This window comes from Coleofasciculus sp. B1-GNL1-01 (assembly GCF_040220235.1).
GTDB lineage: Bacteria > Cyanobacteriota > Cyanobacteriia > Cyanobacteriales > Coleofasciculaceae > Coleofasciculus.
Genome location: NZ_JAVJTO010000151.1, coordinates 14,442 through 34,249, shown reverse-complemented (window position 1 = coordinate 34,249; position 19,808 = coordinate 14,442). Strand labels below are relative to the sequence as shown.

The following is a 19,808-nucleotide window of genomic DNA, read 5'->3' as shown; positions in this document are numbered from 1 at the left end:
TTTCTTTTGTCCGACTACTTATCAGGTTCGGTTGAATACTTACACGTTGATACTACTTGATACTACCGAAGGCAGATGGCTCCAAGGTAAATACTAAGGTGGCACGGTAAAAGTCAAGAATCACTGTCTAGAGGAACATGATATCATGGCTGAGATATTATTGCTATAATAATAGAATTTTGAACTCAGATTTGTAAAGTTAGGTGATTGGCGATTGGGGAATAGGGAATGTGGCGTCTTACCCCCTATTAACTGTAGTCTTTTCACCGCACCGTTAACTGTGGTGACTGCAAACATCCTAACGGTGATGGAGATGATTCAGGAGTTCTATATCAACATATTGGTTATCTCCAGCATCTCCGGCGAGAACGGTAAAGGGTTGATTCGGTTCTCCGAGATGATTTAACACGAGTACCGCTTGGGTAAACTCTTGGTCTTTTGTATAATTGTTGACTGTAATTAGGGTGGTGATACCTGCTTGCGTCGCTGCAATTAAACCCTGATCAGAATCTTCGATCGCCAAACAATCGTGGGGTGGCAAATCCATTTGCCGCAGTACATAGTTGTAAATATCGGGGGCGGGTTTTTTGGCGGGAACGATATCACCCGCCGCAATCAGGTCAAACCACGCCGGACTCTCATCCCCTAGGGTATGCTGCAAAAGGGCAGTTACATTAGTAGGGGCGGTAGTGGTGGCGATCGCTAACCGTATTCCTTGCGATCGCGCCGCTTTAATCAATCGTTGCACACCCGGACGTAGGGGGATAGAACCCGTGGCGATAAGTTGCTGATAATGGTGAGTTTTCGCCCGATGCAGATTGGCAATGAACTCGTCGAAATTAGCCGAAGGTTGGAAATCAGAGCGGTATTGCTTCAAATAATAGCGGATACGTTCTTTCCCACCAGCAACTGCTAATAGTTCACCATAGAGGGAAACAGACCAATCCCAATCGAATCCAGCTTCGGCAAAGGCGTGGTTAAAGGCGACGCGGTGTCCGTCTTGTTCTGTATTGGCTAATGTCCCATCAACGTCAAAGATTAATGCTCGAAGTTTGGTCATTGGTCATTGGTGATTGGTCTTATGTCAGCAACTATACCGACAGAAGATGTAAACACGCAAGCGGCTTTTGGAAGCGAACAAAATCTTTCTTTGGCAAAAGACTCGGACAAACAAGGTAAAATCCCCCGACTTTTAAACGAGGGATTAGCTTATCCAATCAAGGGATTATTATGCGTTTTTCGTAACCAGACCGTAGATGAACAAGACGACCATCGCGCCCACAATTGCCACCAGTAAACCCCACCAAGTAAAGCCTGTAAAACCGACTCCAAAGAGTAAGTTACCAATCCAGCCTCCAACTAAAGCACCAATGATTCCCAGTGCCATGGTAGCGAGGATGCCACCGCTTTGGTGACCTGGATAAATCGCCTTCGCGATCGCGCCAGCGAGAATTCCTAAAATAATCCAGGCTAAAATTCCCATAGTAATGTCCTCCTTGGTTTAATAATTTGATGATTAATTAATCGTATTTTAATCGGCACAGTTCTTAGATTATCAAGAAACCTCTTGAAGCTTATCTACCCTAAGAAAGAAGGTTTATGTGCTATTTACATTACTTAAATAAATGAGAGATTATTTTCCTCTCTTAACGTGAAAGACTGTTTGGTATCCTTGGATGCACATCTCCCTTAGGGGTGGAGTAGGGTGAGGATCTTGTGTGCTAACCGACCTAAGTCTTCTGCGCTAATCTATCTAGGTATTCTGCGCTGATCTACCTAGGTCTTCTACGTTAACCTACTGGCGTGGCACACCTTATTTGATAGATTAAGCTGACGCCCAGAAACTGTAGGGGCGCAAAGCTTTGCGCCCGATTCAATGGTAAAGTCTATTCCGCAATTTTAGCTGTGTCAGTCCAATCCATAAGTCTTGCACGTCTGCTACCTCCGCTTCCTGAATTTGACCGACTTAACACCAATCAGATTTAATAGGGGACAAGCATTAAGGTCAATCAGGCAATTTGAGATGATTCTTCGGCAACTGATAGCATTCCTAGTCGCGATCGCTCTAGTCATTCATCCTCTATCTGCTCAAGCGGCTGACTATCCGCCTCCCTTATCCTACAGTCACGCCCAACTCACAGGCAAAGACTTCTCCGGTCAAAATTTACAGACGGCTGAATTTGCCAATGCCAATTTACAGTTAAGTAATTTTGCCTATGCTGACTTACGAGGGGCTATTTTTAGTGGTTCGGTGATGACTCATGCCAATTTGCATGGTGCGGATTTAAGCTATGGCATGTTAGATCAGGCAGATTTGACGGGAGCAGATTTAAGTGATGTGATTTTAGTCGAAACCCTTTTACTGGGTTCAGTGTTTGATAATACATTAATTACGGGGGCTGACTTCACTGATGCTCTGTTGGACGGCGCACAACTGAAACATTTATGTCAGCAGGCGTCAGGGATTAATTCTAAAACAGGTGTAGCCACCAGTGATTCTCTCGGTTGTTCTTAATGTCTGTGTATGGGTTAACTTTGATGGTCGCAGGGCGAGACTACACCTGACGAAAGGCTTAGCAATGAATGCTCATAAAATAAATGAACAATCAACACTAGCGAATATTTTCTATAATTGGTTAAACCAGCATTCGGATACTATCACAGTTCATCCTAAAGGAGCAATTATTCTTTCTCCTGCCTCGTGGTTCAAATAGTTATATGCTATTGCCTCGGTTGACCACGAGGAAGGGCGGGTTTTGCCTTTGAAGTTATCGGTATATACCAAAATTAAGCGTCTAAACCCGCCCCTACAATTGACTTCCTGAAGAGTCTGATAATCTTATTTATTATCATTACCCTATAGTTTTGTGTTAACAATATTTCCCTCGGTACTAAACCCAGACAGATCCCCGACTTCTCCAAGAAGTCGGGGATCTTGCTTAAGGCTGTACCTCATCAACCTGAAATCTGCTGTAACTGCTCTAACAGATGCTTGATGTAGTTTCTTGTAACTTCAGCGTTTTGAGTCAGGCGCGTTGCTTCAGTCATCATTCATTCCAACGGCGATCGCCGCTTAACCCGAACTTGGCGCTGCGGTCTAAATTGACTCATTAGTGAGCTGATCGCGCCATAATCCAAACCCCTACTGAATCAAAACAGACGTAACACTGTACCTGAGAAAGAAGCATAGGGTCGGAATCCAGACTAAAGTAGTATACAAATCGTTATATATACCTGCTCCAAGGAGAAAAATTCATGCCAGCCCGCTCTTTTACTTCCACATTGAGGAAACTAACCGCCTGTTTAGGTCTAGCCAGTCTCGGTACCGCGATCGCATTACCCGCCAACAGCGTCACCGACTCTCCTCGTCTATTAAAGGCAGAACCTGGACTCCATCTGATTGCTCAACAGGGTGTGAGCAATATAGCCGATGAACTCGAAACCGCCAGCGACGCTTTCTCTACCCTCACGGCTGCAATTAAAACCGCCGGACTCACTTCAGCACTGGCGGGGAGGAGACCCATTACTATTTTTGCCCCCACTGATGAAGCCTTTGATACTTTACCCGAGGGAACTGTAGCAACGTTACTTCAACCCCAAAACCGATCGCGATTAACTGAAATCCTTACCTATCACGTTGTCCCCGGTAACATTAACACCTTTGGCTTAACTCCTGGCTCCACCTTGCGGTTAACCACTCTAGCCGGTAAACCTGTAACCATACGAGTTAGCGATGCTAGCGAAGTTTCGGTGAATGGTATACCCGTCGTGATGGCAGATATTCCTGCCTCTAACGGTATGATTCACGGGCTTAACGGGGTTCTATTACCCTAATGGAGACTAATGGAGATTCGCTGTAGGGGCTTGGTAACCAAGCATTGGTGTCAACTTAAGCTAGACCCCTCTGCCCCAGCCCCTCTCCCAACCCCCCTCGTTCCCCCCTACAAGAGGGGGGAGGACAGAGGATGTTTCACTTTTTTTGCACGGGGATGACAGAGGATGCTTCGCTTTTTTTGCACGGCAGAGGGGTGCAAGAGAGTCCGGTTCCCCTTCTCCCCTTTGTGGGAGAAGGGGTTAGGGGATGAGGGGGAAAGGATTAGACGAGTATACAGACACAGCTTAAACACGGATGGGTTGCCAAGCCCCTACTATCTACATCAACTGACTCAACCAAGGACTCACTTCCACAGACAGAAGTTGACCAAGCTGAAGCAACTGGCGTAGTCGGATAATTGTCCAAGGATTTGCCGCCGTAAGCTGCGCCTGATCATGTCCATTCTTTTGGTCACTCAGGCGTTGGGCTTGAATTGCCAGTTCACACTGCGGCACGATTGAGGTGTGTAAACAGTTGAAATAGAGTTCCTGACAACGGTCTAACGCTAAACCAAGGCTTAACCGATTGCCAATCTCAATCAACCGATCAATCTGGCGGATATCATCGCCGAGGGTATCGGGATCACCCTCATGCAACAGTTGCCACAGCGATCGCCAAATTAAGGTTTCTAGAGTTGGCTTGGCTTCTGGGATATTCAGGTGACAGCGTAGATGTCCCGCTTCGGTGGCGATCGCTTCCAGTTCAGCTATCTGAGCGTTGATAGCTTGGGGATCACTCACCTCCATGTCTAGGGCTTTAATCGCAATCAGACAACGGTTGGATAACGCAATTTCTGCTGCCACTTGCAATTCCTTGGGTACGGGCAATTCATCCCGATGGAATGCCATCAACACGCCGTAATTATCCCGGTACATCTGGTTATACAGCTGATCTAATCGGGTCAGAGTTTCCTGACTAATTAGCTGCATAATCCGTTGTCGTTCCTCAGCAAACAGATTCTGTAAACTGAACGACTGCTCACCAAACATCTGATTCATTGCCAGAATCGTATGGGCAGCACTGGCTTGCTTGAGGGCATCAAAAATCTTATCCCTCAACTGGGTATATGCCCGACGTCCGGTAAAGGGTTGAATACAGCAGTGGAAGTCCCAGCCCCCGATATGGAGAACGGCAAAGACCAATTCCATATTTTCCCAGGTAATCTCCGACACCAGTCGCAATTGACCCACTGCCAACGTCAGTGAACCCATGCGTTGGAGTTGATAGTCAAGCTGGTGGGCTTCGTAGCAGTAGAGGCGTTCTTGTTGGGAATAGTTGGTAAATAAGGAACTAATCGCGTAATGGGCAGCAACTTGTTGAAAGGTAATTTGCGACGACACAACCAGTTGCCGATAGACCACATCCCCGGTTTTAAAGGAGTCTACATTACTGGGTGCTACAAGTAGGCGTTCCAAGAACCCTAGCTCAAGCTGGATACCTGCCACCTCCCCCGCTAACTCCAACGCCCGTGCTGCATAGCGCAAAATCTGTACCCCTTCTGGACGAGATAGTTCCTCAAAGAACCAGCCGCAACTGGTATACATGAGCATGGCGTGGCGTTGCATTTCCAACAGCCGCAGGGCATCGATTTGGTCGGTGGGAGAGAGAGGCGCAACGCTGTGACGGTTCAGAAATTGCTTCACATTTTCCGCCGAGCGATTCTCGTTCCGAGACGCGGCGCGATCGCGCAGCACTTGGATATACTCATCCCGCGCCGCCCAAGGATCACGGAAAAACTGACGCCCCCTCTCGTCATACACCGGAATCAACTGATCCCGCAGCCAGTTTAAACTTTCTCGCAGGGGACGCCGCCATTTCTGATGCCAACCCCCGCCGCCACCACAGCCGCAGTCATCTTGCCAACGGTTGACACCGTGGGAACAACTCCAAGCGGTTACGGGTTTGAGAATCACTTCCCACGTCGGCGGACTGATACTGAGATAATGAGCAAAATTGGTTACCGTCCAGTTACGGCGGGGAAAGACTTGGGTAAAAGCATGGGCGATACACATTTCCGTGTGGCGTTTGTGATGTCCGAAGGTTTCCCCATCGGTTGCCACACTAATAATCTGAGAGGGACGGTGATCCCCATGAATTGCGATTCCCAGACGACCCGCAAAATGTTCGGAACTACTGAGAACATCGCTAAACCCCATATCCCGTGAGATGGGACCGTCGTAGAAAAAGATGTCGATAAATTCACCACTTTCCAAGAAACAACGGTAAGGGCGGCTGGGATCAATCTGACCCCCACCCACTTCATGCCATTTAGGATCAGGATTGTCTTCGGTTGGCAAAACCCGACAGCGTTCAGCTTGGGAGGGAGCAAGAATAATAAACTTAATCCCTTCTGCCACTAACGCTTCCAGGGTGGGGTAATCTACCGCCGTTTCCGCCAGCCACATCCCTTCGGGATCACGACCAAAGCGAGAGCGGAAATCTTCCATTCCCCAACGGATTTGGGTGTATTTATCCCGTTCATTGGCGAGGGGAAGAATGATATGGTTATAGACTTGGGCGATCGCATTACCGTGACCGTTGAGCCGTTGACAACTCTTGCGATCCGCTTCTATTATCCGCTCGTACACTTCCATGTCGTAGCGTTCCAACCACGACATCAGCGTCGGACCAATATTAAAGCTGAGATATTCAAAGGTATTAACGATCCCCACCACTTCGCCGTAACCATTTAACACCCGGGCAAAGGCATTGGGGCGATAGCATTCGTGATGAATCCGCTCATTCCAGTTGTGAAACGGTGCAGCTGAGGGCTGACGTTCAATGGTATCCAGATAGGGATTTTCACGAGGGGGTTGATAAAAATGCCCGTGAACAGTTACGTAGACGCCCCTGGCTGTCTGCAGGGGATCATGTTCTAGCCCAGCCTCCTCTGATAAGGTAGCGATGGGATTGATTGCCGCAGCTTGTGAAGCTGAAAGTTCAGCAGCAGAAGTCATTTAGATCACCAAATTCCACAGAAAACGAGTCAGACCGATGCCCTTACTCTACTAATTTTCGCTGAGAGTAGGGATTAGTTGAGAGATTACTAAACGAATTTTGGGTTGAAAGCTAGCCATTTAAGTAGGGAACGCCAGCCCCGTCTATAAAAAATCACTCGCACAAGTTACTAAACTTGCATTTTGGGATGAACTTGTAACAATCTGTTCCTTTCGTCCTTTATTCAACCGCAATATTTACTTACAATCGATGAAACTTCATAAACGTTTCGATAAGTTCACAGAACTTAACCGCACCATAACAAGTTTTATCGATTATTGCACATCTGGCTGGGGATGTGTAGGGGGTAGGGGTGCAGGAAGTCTCCATGTCCAGGGGAGCAAATGACCAATGACCAATGACCAATGACAAATGACAATCCTTACCGTTAACTTTAATCTGTGCCTATTTGCTTATTTTTAGATGCTGAACAAAAACACGATTCTGTCACTGTTGTTACTTTTTGTCCCCATTTCCATCGCCGCGCATTTTCTGGAATGGGGAGCCGCTATAGTATTTATTACCTCCTGTTTGGCGATCGTTCCCCTAGCGGCGTGGATGGGAACCGCGACGGAAGAAATTGCGGTTGTAGCAGGACCTACCTTTGGTGGGTTGCTGAATGCCACGTTTGGTAATGCGACAGAACTGATTATTGCTCTGATTGCCCTCAATGCTGGCTTAGTCAATGTGGTTAAAGCCACAATTACGGGATCAATTATTGGCAACTTGCTGCTGGTGATGGGCTTATCTATGCTTTTGGGGGGATTACGCTACAAGGAACAGGACTTTCAACCGATTGTGGCGCGGGTGAATGCGTCTTCGATGAATTTAGCTGTCATTGCCATGCTGCTACCAACGGCGATGGATGCTACAACGCCTGAAATTGATGAAGCAACGTTACAAGGATTATCGGTTGCTGTGGCGGGGGTATTGATTGTGGTTTATGCTCTCACCTTATTATTTTCGATGAAAACCCACAGCTATTTGTTGGATGTGGGCATGGTGGAGGTTGAATCCCAAGAGGGGGATGGTACTTCTTCCCCCACGGAGGAACCAGAACATAAGGTGAATTTAGGCTTGTGGATTGGGGTGTTACTCGGAGTCACCCTGCTAGTAGCGTTAGAGTCGGAACTGTTGGTGGGGACGTTGGAGGAAGCGACGTCCCAGTTAGGATTAACTGCCCTGTTTACAGGCGTGATTCTATTGCCCATTATTGGCAATGCCGCCGAACATGCCACGGCGGTGACAGTGGCGATGAAAAATAAGATGGATTTGTCGGTGTCGGTGGCGGTGGGATCAAGTTTGCAAATTGCCCTATTTGTCGCCCCTGTCTTGGTGATTGCGGGTTGGTTTTTGGGTCAGCCGATGGATTTGGATTTTAACCCCTTTGAACTGGTGGCGGTAGCGGTAGCGGTGTTAATCGCTAATTCCATTAGTTCGGATGGAAAGTCGAACTGGTTGGAAGGAATTTTGCTAATTGCGGCTTATTTGGTGTTGGGGTTGGCATTTTACTTCCATCCGGTTGTGGAAGGGTTGGCATAACCTTGTAGAGACGTTGCATGCAACGTCTCTACAGGTTGGCGCGTCTATACACGCTACGCTTAATTCGACTTCAGTTGATAATCACAGGTTGGGGGCATATTACAAAAGAAGACACTATAGCCGGGAATTTCGAGCGTATCACCTTGGCGATGGGTGATAAAGCCTAATCCTTCGGTTTCTGCACACCCTGGATATGCCGACAAGTCATAGCGGGCAGATTCGTTACTCAAATTGAAAACACACAGGATTCGCTGTTCTGCATAGTCCCGGATAAAGGCAAAAATCGGTTCCTCCGTATCCAGAATTTGCAAATTACCTGCTTCTAATGCCGGTTGTTTTTTGCGCCAGTGAAGTAAACGACGCCAGGTATTTAGGAGTGAATTCGGATCTCTATTTTGCAGATTTACCGCCCGTTGATAATGACCATCGGGAACAGGTAGCCACGGTTTTTCCGCTGTGGTAAATCCGGCGTGGGGGGCATCCGCTTGCCAAGGCATTGGCGTGCGGGAACCGTCTCGTCCTTTAATCGCTGGATAAAGGGCTTGACCAAAGGGATCTTTAATATCGTCCACCGGAATATCTTCCGGGATTCTTGCCTCAGTTAACCCCAGTTCATCTCCCTGGTAGAGACAGATTGCACCCGGTAAAGAGAGGAGTAGTGCGGCGATTAGATGATAAAATTCTTCCGGATAAGGATTTCCCTGAGCATCCTTTCCTGTCCAGCGCGATCGCAGGCGACCATAGTCATGATTACCGACAATCCAACAATCACCACCTTGGGTAAAGTGACTTAACACTTTTTCCATCATCTGGCGCATGAGTCTGGCGCTGATGGGTTCATCGACGAGAAGCCCACTATGATATGCCATGTGTAACCGCTCATCACCTTCTACAAACTCACTGGCAAGGGCAATCGAATCTTCACAGAAGGTTACTTCGCCTAAGGCAACCGTACCCGGATACTGATCCATTAGATCACGGATAGGTTTGATGGCGTCTAAGGTTTCTCGACGGCAGAAGTTGTACTTAAACAATTGCCGAACCACAGGATTATCAGCAGCGACACCATCCGGTAAAGAAGCATCTTCTGGGCGAACGGGGTTATCTCGCAATTGGGCGTCGTGCATGAAAAAGTTAGGCGCATCGACGCGGAAACCATCAATTCCTAAATCCAACCAGAATTTTGCCCGTTCCAAAATGGCGTTAACCACATCTGGATTGTGCCAGTTCAGGTCAGGTTGGCTTTCTAAAAAATTATACAGATAAAATTGTTTACGTTCGGGTCCCCATTGCCAAGCACTGTGACCCATAAATGCGGATAGCCAGTTGTTGGGGGGTGAACCATCAGGTTTGGGGTCTGCCCAAATATACCAGTCTGCCTTAGGATTATTTTTATTTTGCCGACTTTCGAGAAACCAGGGATGCTTATCAGAGGTATGACTCCAAACTTGATCCAACAGCACTTTCAATCCCATGGAGTGAGACACTGCCAGCAATCGTTTAAAATCTTCTAGAGAGCCAAAAATTGGGTCGATATCCCGCATATCGGTGATGTCATAGCCAAAATCCTCCATCGGGGATTCATAAATCGGACACAGCCAGATGGCATCGACACCTAAAGAGGCAATGTAATCAAGTTGTTCAATAATCCCATTCAAGTCACCGACACCATTGCCGTCACTGTCTTTAAAACTCTGCGGGGAAATCTGATAAATAACTGCATTCTGCCACCATTCGCCTTGGTGTTTCACATTACGCGCATCTTCCCACGTCCATGCCCGACGATTAAGTACAGGAGTTTGCCACCAAGCTTCTCTGTTTGTTGAGGTACTTTTGTGGGGTTTTGACATGTCCATAAGTTGCATAATTGAATCCTTTGTTGATGATGAGGTTAGAAAAAAGGACGAATTAAATTGGCTGAAACTCATTGACTTCAACCTCAATAGTTGTCCTTCTTTTTATTTAGGTTGGGATTCTATTAAAGGGGATGAACCTCAGCCGCCTGCCAATCTTACACTCACAGTCAGCATCTATGCGAGATTCTTTCCTGAGTATTAACCAACCCTAATACTGGTGCATGAACTTCACTCAGCTTAGAGCGCTTCAGCCTACTCAGGTGAGTGAATCATGGACGACTAACTAAATTGTAGACTTCTGGCTCTTAGACTTACCTCTCTCCAAGGGATTAACACTGACTCACCCCCATATCGTTCAGGAGATGGAAATTAATCTCGGCAATTTTGTAAATAAATGTAAACAAAAAATCTCCTAGCTTCAACGCTGGAGATTGAGCCAAACCTTTAAATAGTTGGATTTAATTTTTTATACCTTATTTTAAGGTACTCCTGTCCGATCCGAGTGGATCATTGAGAAACAGATCAATACCAAAGATTGGGGACAACAAAGCCCAACCCCAAGAATAATCCACTCCAAAAATGCAGCTTAACGGCGATAAATTTACAATTACTGACTTTCGTCGGTTGATCATGATAGCAGCCAACATGCTGCACTAACTCAAGGGCAAAGGGTAAACTCAGAACAATTAATCCTGTCCAAACCGGAAACATCCCCAATACGATCAACAAACCCGTCAGGGCAAAAAGGCTGCCACTCAACCAATAGAGTAGTTTAGCACCACTTTGAGTTCCCAAGCGCACAATCGGCGATCGCTTTCCGGCGGCTATATCATCTTCGACTTGGTGGAAATGGGAGCAAAATAAAATAATCGAGGTACTAATCCCAATAATGATTGAAGCCGCTAACCCCATTGACGAGAAGGATTGGGCTTGGGAGTAGTAAGCCGCCGCTACTGCCATTGGACCGAACGTAAAAAAGCAAATAACCTCGCCTAACCCTTGATAACCCAGGCGAAAGGGAGGACCTTGGTAACTATATCCCAAAGCGCAGCACAGTAAGACAATGCCAATCACCGTCCAATCCCATTGCCACCACGCGATCGCGATGATTCCTAGGATACCTGCGGCTAAAAATAGATTACTCAACCAAAAAATTAGAGATTTGTTTCCGGTTAAATTTACTAATGAATGATGTTTGTTGTGATCAATTCCTGTTTCTGAATCAAAGACATCATTACTAAGGTTCAGCCAAGCAATAATTAAAATAGCGGACAGTAAAAATGTGCTAAAAATTCCCCAATGCATATTTAGCGTTTCCCCGTAGGCTACAGCCGTACCAATCCAAATGGGAATGATAGCCACGCTATACATCGGTGGTTTAAGCGCCGCTAACCATAATTTATTTGGGGACTGAGCAATGAACTTTGTGGTCATGAGAGCAAGTGAGACATCCAGTAGACTAGCGCTGATCCATTCTTGTTTCCCGTTTTGGGTCGAGCAATCAGATCAAAAAGGTACTCTATTTTACAACGGATTACTGATAACTTATGACTTTTTCTCTAGATGAGTGAACGTGACGCTGGGTTTTCACCACCATGGGACAAGCCTGAGAAGGAACGATGGTAATCCCTCGTCGCCACGGTTGTACAGACGTGTTGGGGGCAATCGCCAACTGATAGCGGGATAGAACCGTTGCCAGAACCAGCTTCATTTCAAATAGGGACAAAGCCATGCCGATACAGCTACGACTACCGCCGCCGAAGGGGAAATACTCATAGGAGGAAAACTGCTGATGCAGAAAGCGTTCAGGTTTAAACTGGTCAGGTTCAGGATAGACATCCTGGCGACGGTGGGTTAAATAAATACAGGGTACTGCGATCGCTCCTGGCTCCAATTCATACCCTTGGATCTGCACGGATGCTTTCACCTGACGCGGTTGAGCAATTAAAGCAATCGGGTACACTCGTAGCGCTTCTTTACAGACAGCCGTAAGATAGGGGAGTTGTGCGATCGCGTCAGGGTCTGGATTCTCACCCAAGCTGTCTAACTCTTGTGTTACTTTCTCTAAGCATAACGGCTGACGATGCAGCCAGTAAAACGCCCACGCCAAAGCAGACGCCGTGGTTTCATGACCCAGCAGTAACAAGGTGATTAACTGATCCCGTAACTGGACATCAGTCAGCGATTGACCCGTTTGATCATGGGCAGACATGAGTAGAGAGAGGATATCGTCTCCCTCCGGTTGAGTGCGACGGTGGGCAATCTGTTCATAAATTAAATCATCAATTTGCTGCCGTTGCCTGACAAACTTGCCCCAGGGACTCCACCCACCCCAATCTTGCTGCAATGGTGTCCAGAAAAAATGGATTGAGTTCAGGGGGGAGGTGATATCGTTCAAGAATGGTTCAATGAGTTGTTTAAGTCTGTCATAGCGATCGCCTACATTAAGACCAAACACCACCCGTAAGATCACCTGGAGGGAAATTTCTGACATGTAGTCCCGAATGCGAAGGGATGATCCGGGCTGCCAATCCGCGATCGCGTCGGTTGCAATATCACGTATAAGCCGACTGTAGGTGGGCAACCGTTTCCCATGCAGAGGCGGCATCAACAACCCCCGCATGACCTGGTGTTGCTGTCCATCTAACATAATCAGCGAGGTAGAACCCGTCAGAGGGCGGAAGACATCGGTGACTTTACCCAACTCAAATTTATCAGAGGACGTGGTAAATATGGATTGAATTGCCTGGGGGTGGCTGAAAAAGACCACAGGTGGGGAGTTCCGACCCAGTAAGCGGAGGGTAAAGGCATCGCCGTAACGCTGCGTACAGGTATCGAGAAATTTAAGCGGATCAGCGATGAGTTGCAGCGTTTGCACAAAAAACGGCAACGTTGGACCATCAGGCAATTTCATTCCACTTTTTCCGGGCTTAGGCAACAGGTAACACTTTACCCATAAGGCGGGGGATTCAGTCAACTGGATTAACTCCCGTATGGCTGACTGTGCAAAATATGCAATGGTAGATAGAAAGGCAGACGTTGAGTCGTGTAGCCGACATCTGGGGCAACTGTCTTGCCTGGATCACCCAAAATCTGCAATCCTCTTGTACATGGCGTATTTATCATCTCATACTGATCGCTTGCCAGACCACAAGGAGCTATACCAGTTCCTTGTCGCTTGTCAGCAGGCATCTCTTGAGAAAGGCTGTACTCAAATTGCCAGTATTTCTGTGCCAATTCCCCGGGTTGATCCACTAGCGGTACTGCAAATTTTGGGTGAAACTCCACAATTCCAGTTTTACTTAGAAAAAAGAAAGGACAATGAAGCGATTCTGGCTATTGATGCCACGATCTATGCTGAACTAGAAGGAATTAATCGATTTCAACACGCTAAGACCGTTATCCAGAATTATCTAAAAGACACTTGGATTTGGAGCGAACGAAATAAAACTATTTCTTTTGCCGGACCGCACTTTTTTTGCTTTTTTACATTTTTTGCTTTAAATCCAAATTACCCGTTTCGAGCCGCTACGATTTTTCTTCCCCGTTGGCAAGTGGCGTTTCGGGGGAATAGCGGTACATTAGTGGCGAATGTTCAAGTTGATCCTCACGTCAATATTAAACGACTCTTACAACAACTCTATAATCAAATTGCTGAACTTAACTTTTCCGACCCTAAACCCAGTTCGCTGACCCGGATTAATTCTTCTCCATTGATCCAGCCCAAATCCATTAATACGGAAGCGTTTAAGTCAGCGGTTGTCGCTGCATTAAACTTGATCCATGCCAATGAATTTAGTAAGATTGTTCTGGCTAATGCCGTTGATATTTTTTCGCCCCAGCCCTTTAACGTCATCCACTCCCTGGAGAATCTGCGCCAACGCCATCCGGATTGCTATATTTTTTGTGCCAGCAATGGTAAAGGACAGAACTTTCTCGGTGCGAGTCCTGAACGGTTAATTAGTATTCGTGACCATCTCGTGGTAACGGATGCCTTAGCTGGATCAGCGCCGCGTGGAAAAACTGCCAGTGAAGATGCTGAGTTTGGCGATCGCTTGCTTGGTTCGGAAAAAGAGCAGCGCGAACACCAATTTGTACTTGATTTTATCACTCGACGCTTATCTGAGTTGGGACTCATCCCCCAATGCTTACCTGCGCCTCAACTGCTGAAACTCTCTAATATCCAGCATCTGTGGACACCGATTCAAGCACAACTGTTTACCAATGTCCACCCCCTAGACATTGTTGCCCAGCTTCATCCTACCCCTGCTGTAGCTGGTGTTCCTACCCAGATTGCTCAAGCACAAATCCGCCGCTACGAAACCTTTGACCGTTCCCTCTATGCCGCGCCGTTAGGTTGGATTGACTATCAAGGCAATTGCGAATTTATTGTTGGTATTCGTTCAGCTTTAATCGACAGCAACCCGTCTTCTCTAAATCATGACAACACCTACCGCGCTAGACTCTACGCCGGGGCGGGAATTGTGGCTGGTTCTGACCCCGACAAAGAACTGGCAGAAATTCAACTCAAGCTTCAGGCATTACTCAAAGCTTTGCTTTAGTCATTCGTCATTTGTCCTTTGTCCTTTGTCATGTTCGCTGGTATCCCAGCCACTGTCATATCAGGATGACTGATTTCTGGCTACGGCAAACGCTGAACCAATAGCTTAGTTCAACTTGAGGAGTTAATAAAACGGAGAGGGAGGGATTCGAACCCTCGGAAGCGCCTAAACACTTCAACAGATTAGCAATCTGCCGCTTTCGACCACTCAGCCACCTCTCCAAGGTGGTGTCTGAACTATCATAGCAGATTATAATCCTTTTTTGTCTAGTGGTGACTGGATGCAAATTCCTCACCCGATCAAGTTGCGTGCGGTTAAATACGAGTACATATAGTAGCTACCAAGACAGGTTATACCAAGTTGCAGTCTAATGTAGAACTTTCTTTTGCTCCCCCTCACCCCCTCACCCCATCTACTCTATCTGCTATCTTTGAACGCAACTGGGTACTAGGATATTCTTTACTGTTCCCTGTTCCCTATTGGCAGCAACTGCGGACTGCCTGTGGTGATATCTTCATATAACTAAATATTTTGTTACATATTGCAACTTTTAATTCTAAAAGCTATACTCTCTTCAAATGAGTACAACTCAGCTCTTTTGATCATCTATTGCTACGTCTGCACCCTTTAAGCTGTATACAACAATGATGAGGTTTGCTATGAAATTTGGTGTAGTCTGGTGAAGCCGTCCATGTTCTGAAAGCGGAAATCCTTTCTCAAGCTCTATAGTTGGGAATTACCAGCCTGAACCTAGGTCGTTTCAGTTACTTAATTATTTCTCTTGAAAAGTACAAGGGAGGGAAACGTGGTACAAATATTCCCACTGATATAGTTAGTTCACCCTTTGTTTATCGCAAATTAAGGGTTCATCGCATTTACCATCCTGTAGTCTGATGCGGATAAAGCCCTCAGCGTTTAAGGTTTTCTCAACCCAAAACCTGAACGGAGGGAAAAACCGCACAAGTATCAAACGCTTACTTCAGCTTAACCCTTGTTGAAATCGAGGATTAGACCAACTTATGAACAGTAAACATAGACAGCATATTGCTCTCATCTCAGTTCATGGCGATCCCGCTGTGGAAATTGGTAAGGAAGAAGCGGGTGGACAGAATGTTTACGTGCGCCATCTGGGTGAAGCCCTTGCCCATCTGGGATGGCATGTAGATATGTTTACCCGAAAAGCCAATGCTGATGATCCGACAATTGTAGAACATAGTCCCCGTTGTCGGACTATTCGTTTGAAAGCCGGTCCAGAGGCATTTGTGCCACGGGATAAGATCTTTGGCTATACCGGGGAGTTCTTAGATAATCTGCTGCGGTTTCAGGAGTGGGAAGGTGTTCGGTATTCCCTAGTGCATACCAACTATTGGATTTCCGCTTGGGTAGGGATGCAGTGGAAAAAGCGGCAATCGATTCCCCAAGTTCATACTTACCATTCTCTCGGTGCGGTGAAATACCAGTCAGTTGAAGCGATCCCCATGATTGCGGGTACTCGCTTGGAGGTGGAAAAAGCGGTGTTAGAGACAGCCGATCGCACGGTGGCTACGTCTCCCCAAGAAAGAGACCATATACGATCGCTGGTTTCGAGTAAGGGTCATATTCAGATCATTCCCTGTGGCACAGACATTGAACGCTTTGGCGCGATTGACCGTCCTCAAGCAAGACTTGAATTAGGATGGAATCCTGATGACAAAATCATCTTTTATGTGGGACGCTTTGATCCGCGTAAAGGCATAGAAACGCTAGTTCGCGCTGTGGGTTGCTCTCAGATACGCCATGATCCCCAAGTGAAACTGATTATTGGTGGGGGATCTCGTCCGGGTCATAGTGATGGGATTGAGCGAGAACGGATTGAGGCGATCGTGGATGAATTGGGGATGAGGGATATTACCACATTTACCGGACGCATTAGCGATGAACTTCTATCGGTTTACTATACGGCGGCTGATGTCTGTGTGGTTCCCAGTCACTATGAACCCTTTGGTCTGGTGGCAATTGAAGCCATGGCCTGTAGTACGCCAGTTATTGCCAGTGATGTCGGTGGTTTGCAATTTACTGTCGTACCCGAAGAAACCGGATTACTGGCACCGCCTAAAGATGAGGTGGCGTTTGCTGAAGCCATAGATCGGATTTTGTCACACCCTGATTGGCGCAATCAATTGGGTCAAAGGGCAAGACTGCGAGTGGAAGAAAAGTTTAGCTGGGATGGTGTAGCGCATCAACTTAGTGATCTTTATCTCCAGTTAGTCCGAAATTCCTCCCAGGTGTTGGAACAAGCCAGCGCGTGAACTACCCAGCGCTGACCTGTTGTATTCTGATTCTTGCAGCTAGGCGTTTCAGACGGTAGGGATTTGGTAACTAAACCCCTACCGTCTTTTGATGCCTTTTTCAACACTCAAAACGACTCCCTGTTCCCATTTGTGATTCATAGTTCGTTACAATCGAAAGGACACGACGAACAAACAATCAAGGATAAAGGACAAAGGACTAAGGACAAATGACCGATGGCTGAACTTCCTCAAACGTTAGACGAAGCGATCGCTCAAGCTCGCGAAGCGACACAAGCTGCCCTCAATGATGGATACACTCGCCTGCAAGTCGAGTTAGTGTTTCCAGAGATTGCTCTGCAAGCCCAATCCATTGCATGGCAATTTACCCCGATCTTTGAACAGTATGGTTCGGGGCTAAAGGTTCTCTTCCCTGATGCTGGGGCGGCGGCACTTGCCCGTCGAGACTGGGGAGAAACGCCGTTTAAAGTAACAGACATTGGTACAAGTCGCTCCCCTGTCGAAAGTAGGATTCAACCAGAGGATGAGGCATTTTTGATTGTGTCCCCTTCGGCGGTGGAAGTGAGTCAAGTGGAAAAACTCTGCAATTTGGCAGGCGATCGCCCCTGTGTCTTACTCACGCCTCAGCTTGAAGATCTGAAAGTGGTGGGTATTGGCTATGCCGCCCGTCAACTCCGTGAACGGTTTCTCAGTACCATCACCTCTTGTTACTACGTCCAACCTCTGGATGGGGCGGCTCTACTTCGGGTTTATCCGGGACTATGGCAAATCTGGCTGGAAAAGGAAAATGCCTATCAGCTTATTGCTGAAGAACCGCAAAAACCTGTAGGAGATGCCTTAGAATTGATTATTGCTAAAGTAACGGGTAGCGGTGACTCAGAAGATACACCTGCTGCAAAAAAACCAGGGTTTCTCTCTACGCTACAGAGCTTTTTAGATGCATTGAGTCGTTAATTAAAAATCTAAACGCTAAACGTCAAAAACCCACTATATCTAGCGTCTTTTTCGCAAAAATGTTGAAAAAGCGCTATCTATAATATGATTCTACACTTTATGAAGTCAATGTAATAATTGAAATTGCATAAAAAATTTTGATAGAGGGTGCAAAAACCGACCGTAAATCTTCCCTGGAACATGTCCAATGAATCCTTCTTGTGAGGAGAATGAGCCAAACCTATTCCATGGGGAAGCATCTCTCCAAGCCTTTTTCGATCTTTCTGCTGATTTGTTGTGTATCCGTGACAGTAACGGGTATTTTAGGGAACTCAACTCAGTTTGGGAAAAGACTCTAGGCTGGACGTTAGATGAACTGCGATCGCGCCCTTGGTTAGAGTTTGTTCATCCTGATGATGTGGCATTCACCTTTGATATGGAGAATCAATGTCACACTCTCCAGGATAATAAAACCCCAATCTGCCTTAAAAATCGCTTTCGTTGTCGAGACGGAAGCTATCGTTGGCTGTTTTGGCGTTTGGGAGCCTATCAAAATAGTGTAAGCCATGGTATTGCCCATGATGTCACCGAAAGCAATTGGCGAGGTAGTCAGGCATATCGCAAAAGAGTCCAGGAAACCGTTAAGCTACGGGATCAAGCGATCGCGGCGAGTAGTGTCGGCATTGTCATTGCTGATGCGCGTTTACCAGATATGCCGCTTATCTATGTTAATCCTGCCTTTGAGGAAATAACAGGTTACTCTGACGCTGAAGTCCTAGGTTATAATTGTCGTTTCTTGCAAGGAAAAGATACCAGTCAGTTGGCAGTTGATCAACTCCGTGCGGCGATTAAAGCTGGAGAAAATTGCACCGTTACCTTACTCAATTATCGGAAAGATGGAACACCATTCTGGAATGAGTTGACAATTTCCCCCATTTATGATGACCATAATAACCTAACTCATTTTGTCGGCATCCAATCCGATATTACCGATCGCATCAAAGCCGAACAAGCCCTGCGTTTAGAACAAGAAAAGTCAGAACGGTTATTGCTCAACATTTTACCCAAGCCAATTGTTGACCAATTAAAACAGTTTGAGGGAAGTTTAGCCCAACAATTTACAGAAGCGACTATCTTATTTGCTGATATTGTCGGCTTTACGCACCTTGCGGCTCAAATGTCTCCCTTAGAACTGCTTAATTTATTAAATAATATTTTCTCTAGTTTTGATAAATTAGCCGAAAAACATAGCATTGAGAAAATCAAAACGATTGGCGATGCTTATATGGCGGTGGCAGGTTTACCGATCGCGAATGATCACCATGCTGAAGCCATTGCGAACATGGCGTTGGATATGCAACAAGCCATTCAACAGTTTAAAACACCACAAGGGGAACCTTTTCAAATTCGCATTGGCATTAATACGGGTTTGGTAGTGGCTGGTGTAATTGGGATCAAAAAGTTCAGTTATGATCTTTGGGGAGATGCAGTTAATGTGGCGTCTCGCATGGAATCATCTGGACTTCCGGGAAAAATTCAAGTCACGGCGGCGACGAAAGAGCGTTTGCAGGATCAGTATGTATTTGAAGAACGAGGTACGATTACGGTTAAGGGAAAAGGGAAAATGATCAGCTATTGGCTGGTTGGGAAGCAGGAGTTGTAGAGACGTGCCATGGCACGTCTAGGAGATGAGAGGGTTAATGCAAAATTCAGTCAGGGCGGGTTTTGTAATCCAGTTAGGGTCAATTATAAAAGT

13 protein-coding genes and 1 tRNA gene are annotated in these 19,808 nt (G+C 46.5%); 7 read left to right on the top strand and 7 right to left on the bottom strand.

Annotated features, from left to right (window positions below):
* Positions 1 to 298 precede the first annotated feature (298 nt).
* Both RID53_RS33370 and RID53_RS33365 read right to left on the bottom strand, forming a co-directional pair.
* Positions 299 to 1,060, bottom strand: a complete 762-nt coding sequence (locus RID53_RS33370; RefSeq protein ID WP_446392182.1) for an HAD family hydrolase — start codon at positions 1,058 to 1,060, stop codon at positions 299 to 301.
* A 168-nt stretch (positions 1,061 to 1,228) separates the two neighbouring features.
* The gene (locus tag RID53_RS33365; RefSeq protein WP_446392181.1) at positions 1,229 to 1,483 is read right to left on the bottom strand and encodes a GlsB/YeaQ/YmgE family stress response membrane protein; all 255 of its coding nucleotides are present in this window, start codon (positions 1,481 to 1,483) and stop codon (positions 1,229 to 1,231) included.
* Positions 1,484 to 2,023: 540 nt separating this feature from the next.
* On the opposite strand from RID53_RS33365, the gene RID53_RS33360 reads away from it, so the two are divergent.
* Together RID53_RS33360 and RID53_RS33355 are read left to right on the top strand one after the other, a co-directional pair.
* Positions 2,024 to 2,515 (top strand): pentapeptide repeat-containing protein, encoded by a 492-nt coding sequence (locus tag RID53_RS33360; protein WP_446392180.1) that lies wholly within the window; start codon positions 2,024 to 2,026, stop codon positions 2,513 to 2,515.
* 740 nt (positions 2,516 to 3,255) lie between these two features.
* Positions 3,256 to 3,834 carry a fasciclin domain-containing protein gene (locus RID53_RS33355; protein ID WP_446392179.1) on the top strand — a complete coding sequence of 193 codons (579 nt, stop codon included), beginning with the start codon at positions 3,256 to 3,258 and terminating at the stop codon, positions 3,832 to 3,834.
* A 318-nt stretch (positions 3,835 to 4,152) separates the two neighbouring features.
* On the opposite strand, the gene RID53_RS33350 is transcribed toward RID53_RS33355, so the two are convergent.
* The gene (locus RID53_RS33350; RefSeq protein WP_446392178.1) at positions 4,153 to 6,831 is read right to left on the bottom strand and encodes a DUF3536 domain-containing protein; all 2,679 of its coding nucleotides are present in this window, start codon (positions 6,829 to 6,831) and stop codon (positions 4,153 to 4,155) included.
* Positions 6,832 to 7,294: 463 nt separating this feature from the next.
* Here RID53_RS33350 and cax point away from each other — a divergent pair, with 463 nt between their 5' ends.
* Positions 7,295 to 8,413 carry a calcium/proton exchanger gene (gene cax / locus RID53_RS33345; protein ID WP_446392177.1) on the top strand — a complete coding sequence of 373 codons (1,119 nt, stop codon included), beginning with the start codon at positions 7,295 to 7,297 and terminating at the stop codon, positions 8,411 to 8,413.
* Positions 8,414 to 8,472: 59 nt separating this feature from the next.
* On the opposite strand, the gene RID53_RS33340 is transcribed toward cax, so the two are convergent.
* From RID53_RS33340 to RID53_RS33330, 3 genes are all read right to left on the bottom strand, one after another.
* Positions 8,473 to 10,269 (bottom strand): alpha-glucosidase family protein, encoded by a 1,797-nt coding sequence (locus tag RID53_RS33340; protein ID WP_446392205.1) that lies wholly within the window; start codon positions 10,267 to 10,269, stop codon positions 8,473 to 8,475.
* A 522-nt stretch (positions 10,270 to 10,791) separates the two neighbouring features.
* Positions 10,792 to 11,703: a 2-carboxy-1,4-naphthoquinone phytyltransferase gene (gene menA / locus RID53_RS33335; protein ID WP_446392176.1), complete on the bottom strand. Its 912-nt coding sequence runs from the start codon at positions 11,701 to 11,703 to the stop codon at positions 10,792 to 10,794.
* A gap of 100 nt (positions 11,704 to 11,803) precedes the next feature.
* Positions 11,804 to 13,183 carry a cytochrome P450 gene (locus RID53_RS33330; RefSeq protein WP_446392175.1) on the bottom strand — a complete coding sequence of 460 codons (1,380 nt, stop codon included), beginning with the start codon at positions 13,181 to 13,183 and terminating at the stop codon, positions 11,804 to 11,806.
* Between the two features lie 196 nt (positions 13,184 to 13,379).
* Here RID53_RS33330 and RID53_RS33325 point away from each other — a divergent pair, with 196 nt between their 5' ends.
* The gene (locus RID53_RS33325; protein WP_446392204.1) at positions 13,380 to 14,831 is read left to right on the top strand and encodes an isochorismate synthase; all 1,452 of its coding nucleotides are present in this window, start codon (positions 13,380 to 13,382) and stop codon (positions 14,829 to 14,831) included.
* Between the two features lie 132 nt (positions 14,832 to 14,963).
* Here RID53_RS33325 and RID53_RS33320 read toward each other — a convergent pair.
* Positions 14,964 to 15,052 (bottom strand) — tRNA-Ser (locus RID53_RS33320).
* Between the two features lie 798 nt (positions 15,053 to 15,850).
* On the opposite strand from RID53_RS33320, the gene RID53_RS33315 reads away from it, so the two are divergent.
* From RID53_RS33315 to RID53_RS33305, 3 genes are all read left to right on the top strand, one after another.
* A complete protein-coding gene (locus tag RID53_RS33315; protein ID WP_446392174.1) occupies positions 15,851 to 17,119 on the top strand; it encodes a glycosyltransferase family 4 protein in 1,269 nt (422 codons plus the stop codon).
* 216 nt (positions 17,120 to 17,335) lie between these two features.
* Positions 17,336 to 18,073, top strand: coding sequence for a DUF1995 family protein (locus RID53_RS33310; RefSeq protein ID WP_446392173.1), 738 nt, complete (start codon positions 17,336 to 17,338; stop codon positions 18,071 to 18,073).
* Positions 18,074 to 18,260: 187 nt separating this feature from the next.
* Complete coding sequence (locus RID53_RS33305) at positions 18,261 to 19,715, top strand: adenylate/guanylate cyclase domain-containing protein (protein WP_446392172.1); 1,455 nt, start codon at positions 18,261 to 18,263, stop codon at positions 19,713 to 19,715.
* Positions 19,716 to 19,808: the final 93 nt, after the last annotated feature.

Excerpts from the sequence above, each read along its gene's own strand:
- cax (WP_446392177.1), top strand. The coding sequence starts at position 7,295 with ATGCTGAACAAAAACACGATTCTGTCACTGTTGTTACTTTTTGTCCCC.
- RID53_RS33370 (WP_446392182.1), bottom strand. The coding sequence starts at position 1,060 with ATGACCAAACTTCGAGCATTAATCTTTGACGTTGATGGGACATTAGCC.
- RID53_RS33360 (WP_446392180.1), top strand. The coding sequence starts at position 2,024 with ATGATTCTTCGGCAACTGATAGCATTCCTAGTCGCGATCGCTCTAGTC.
- menA (WP_446392176.1), bottom strand. The coding sequence starts at position 11,703 with ATGACCACAAAGTTCATTGCTCAGTCCCCAAATAAATTATGGTTAGCG.
- RID53_RS33310 (WP_446392173.1), top strand. The coding sequence starts at position 17,336 with ATGGCTGAACTTCCTCAAACGTTAGACGAAGCGATCGCTCAAGCTCGC.
- RID53_RS33305 (WP_446392172.1), top strand. The coding sequence starts at position 18,261 with ATGAATCCTTCTTGTGAGGAGAATGAGCCAAACCTATTCCATGGGGAA.
- RID53_RS33355 (WP_446392179.1), top strand. The coding sequence starts at position 3,256 with ATGCCAGCCCGCTCTTTTACTTCCACATTGAGGAAACTAACCGCCTGT.
- RID53_RS33330 (WP_446392175.1), bottom strand. The coding sequence starts at position 13,183 with ATGAAATTGCCTGATGGTCCAACGTTGCCGTTTTTTGTGCAAACGCTG.
- RID53_RS33350 (WP_446392178.1), bottom strand. The coding sequence starts at position 6,831 with ATGACTTCTGCTGCTGAACTTTCAGCTTCACAAGCTGCGGCAATCAAT.
- RID53_RS33315 (WP_446392174.1), top strand. The coding sequence starts at position 15,851 with ATGAACAGTAAACATAGACAGCATATTGCTCTCATCTCAGTTCATGGC.
- RID53_RS33340 (WP_446392205.1), bottom strand. The coding sequence starts at position 10,269 with ATGGACATGTCAAAACCCCACAAAAGTACCTCAACAAACAGAGAAGCT.
- RID53_RS33325 (WP_446392204.1), top strand. The coding sequence starts at position 13,380 with ATGGCGTATTTATCATCTCATACTGATCGCTTGCCAGACCACAAGGAG.
- RID53_RS33365 (WP_446392181.1), bottom strand. The coding sequence starts at position 1,483 with ATGGGAATTTTAGCCTGGATTATTTTAGGAATTCTCGCTGGCGCGATC.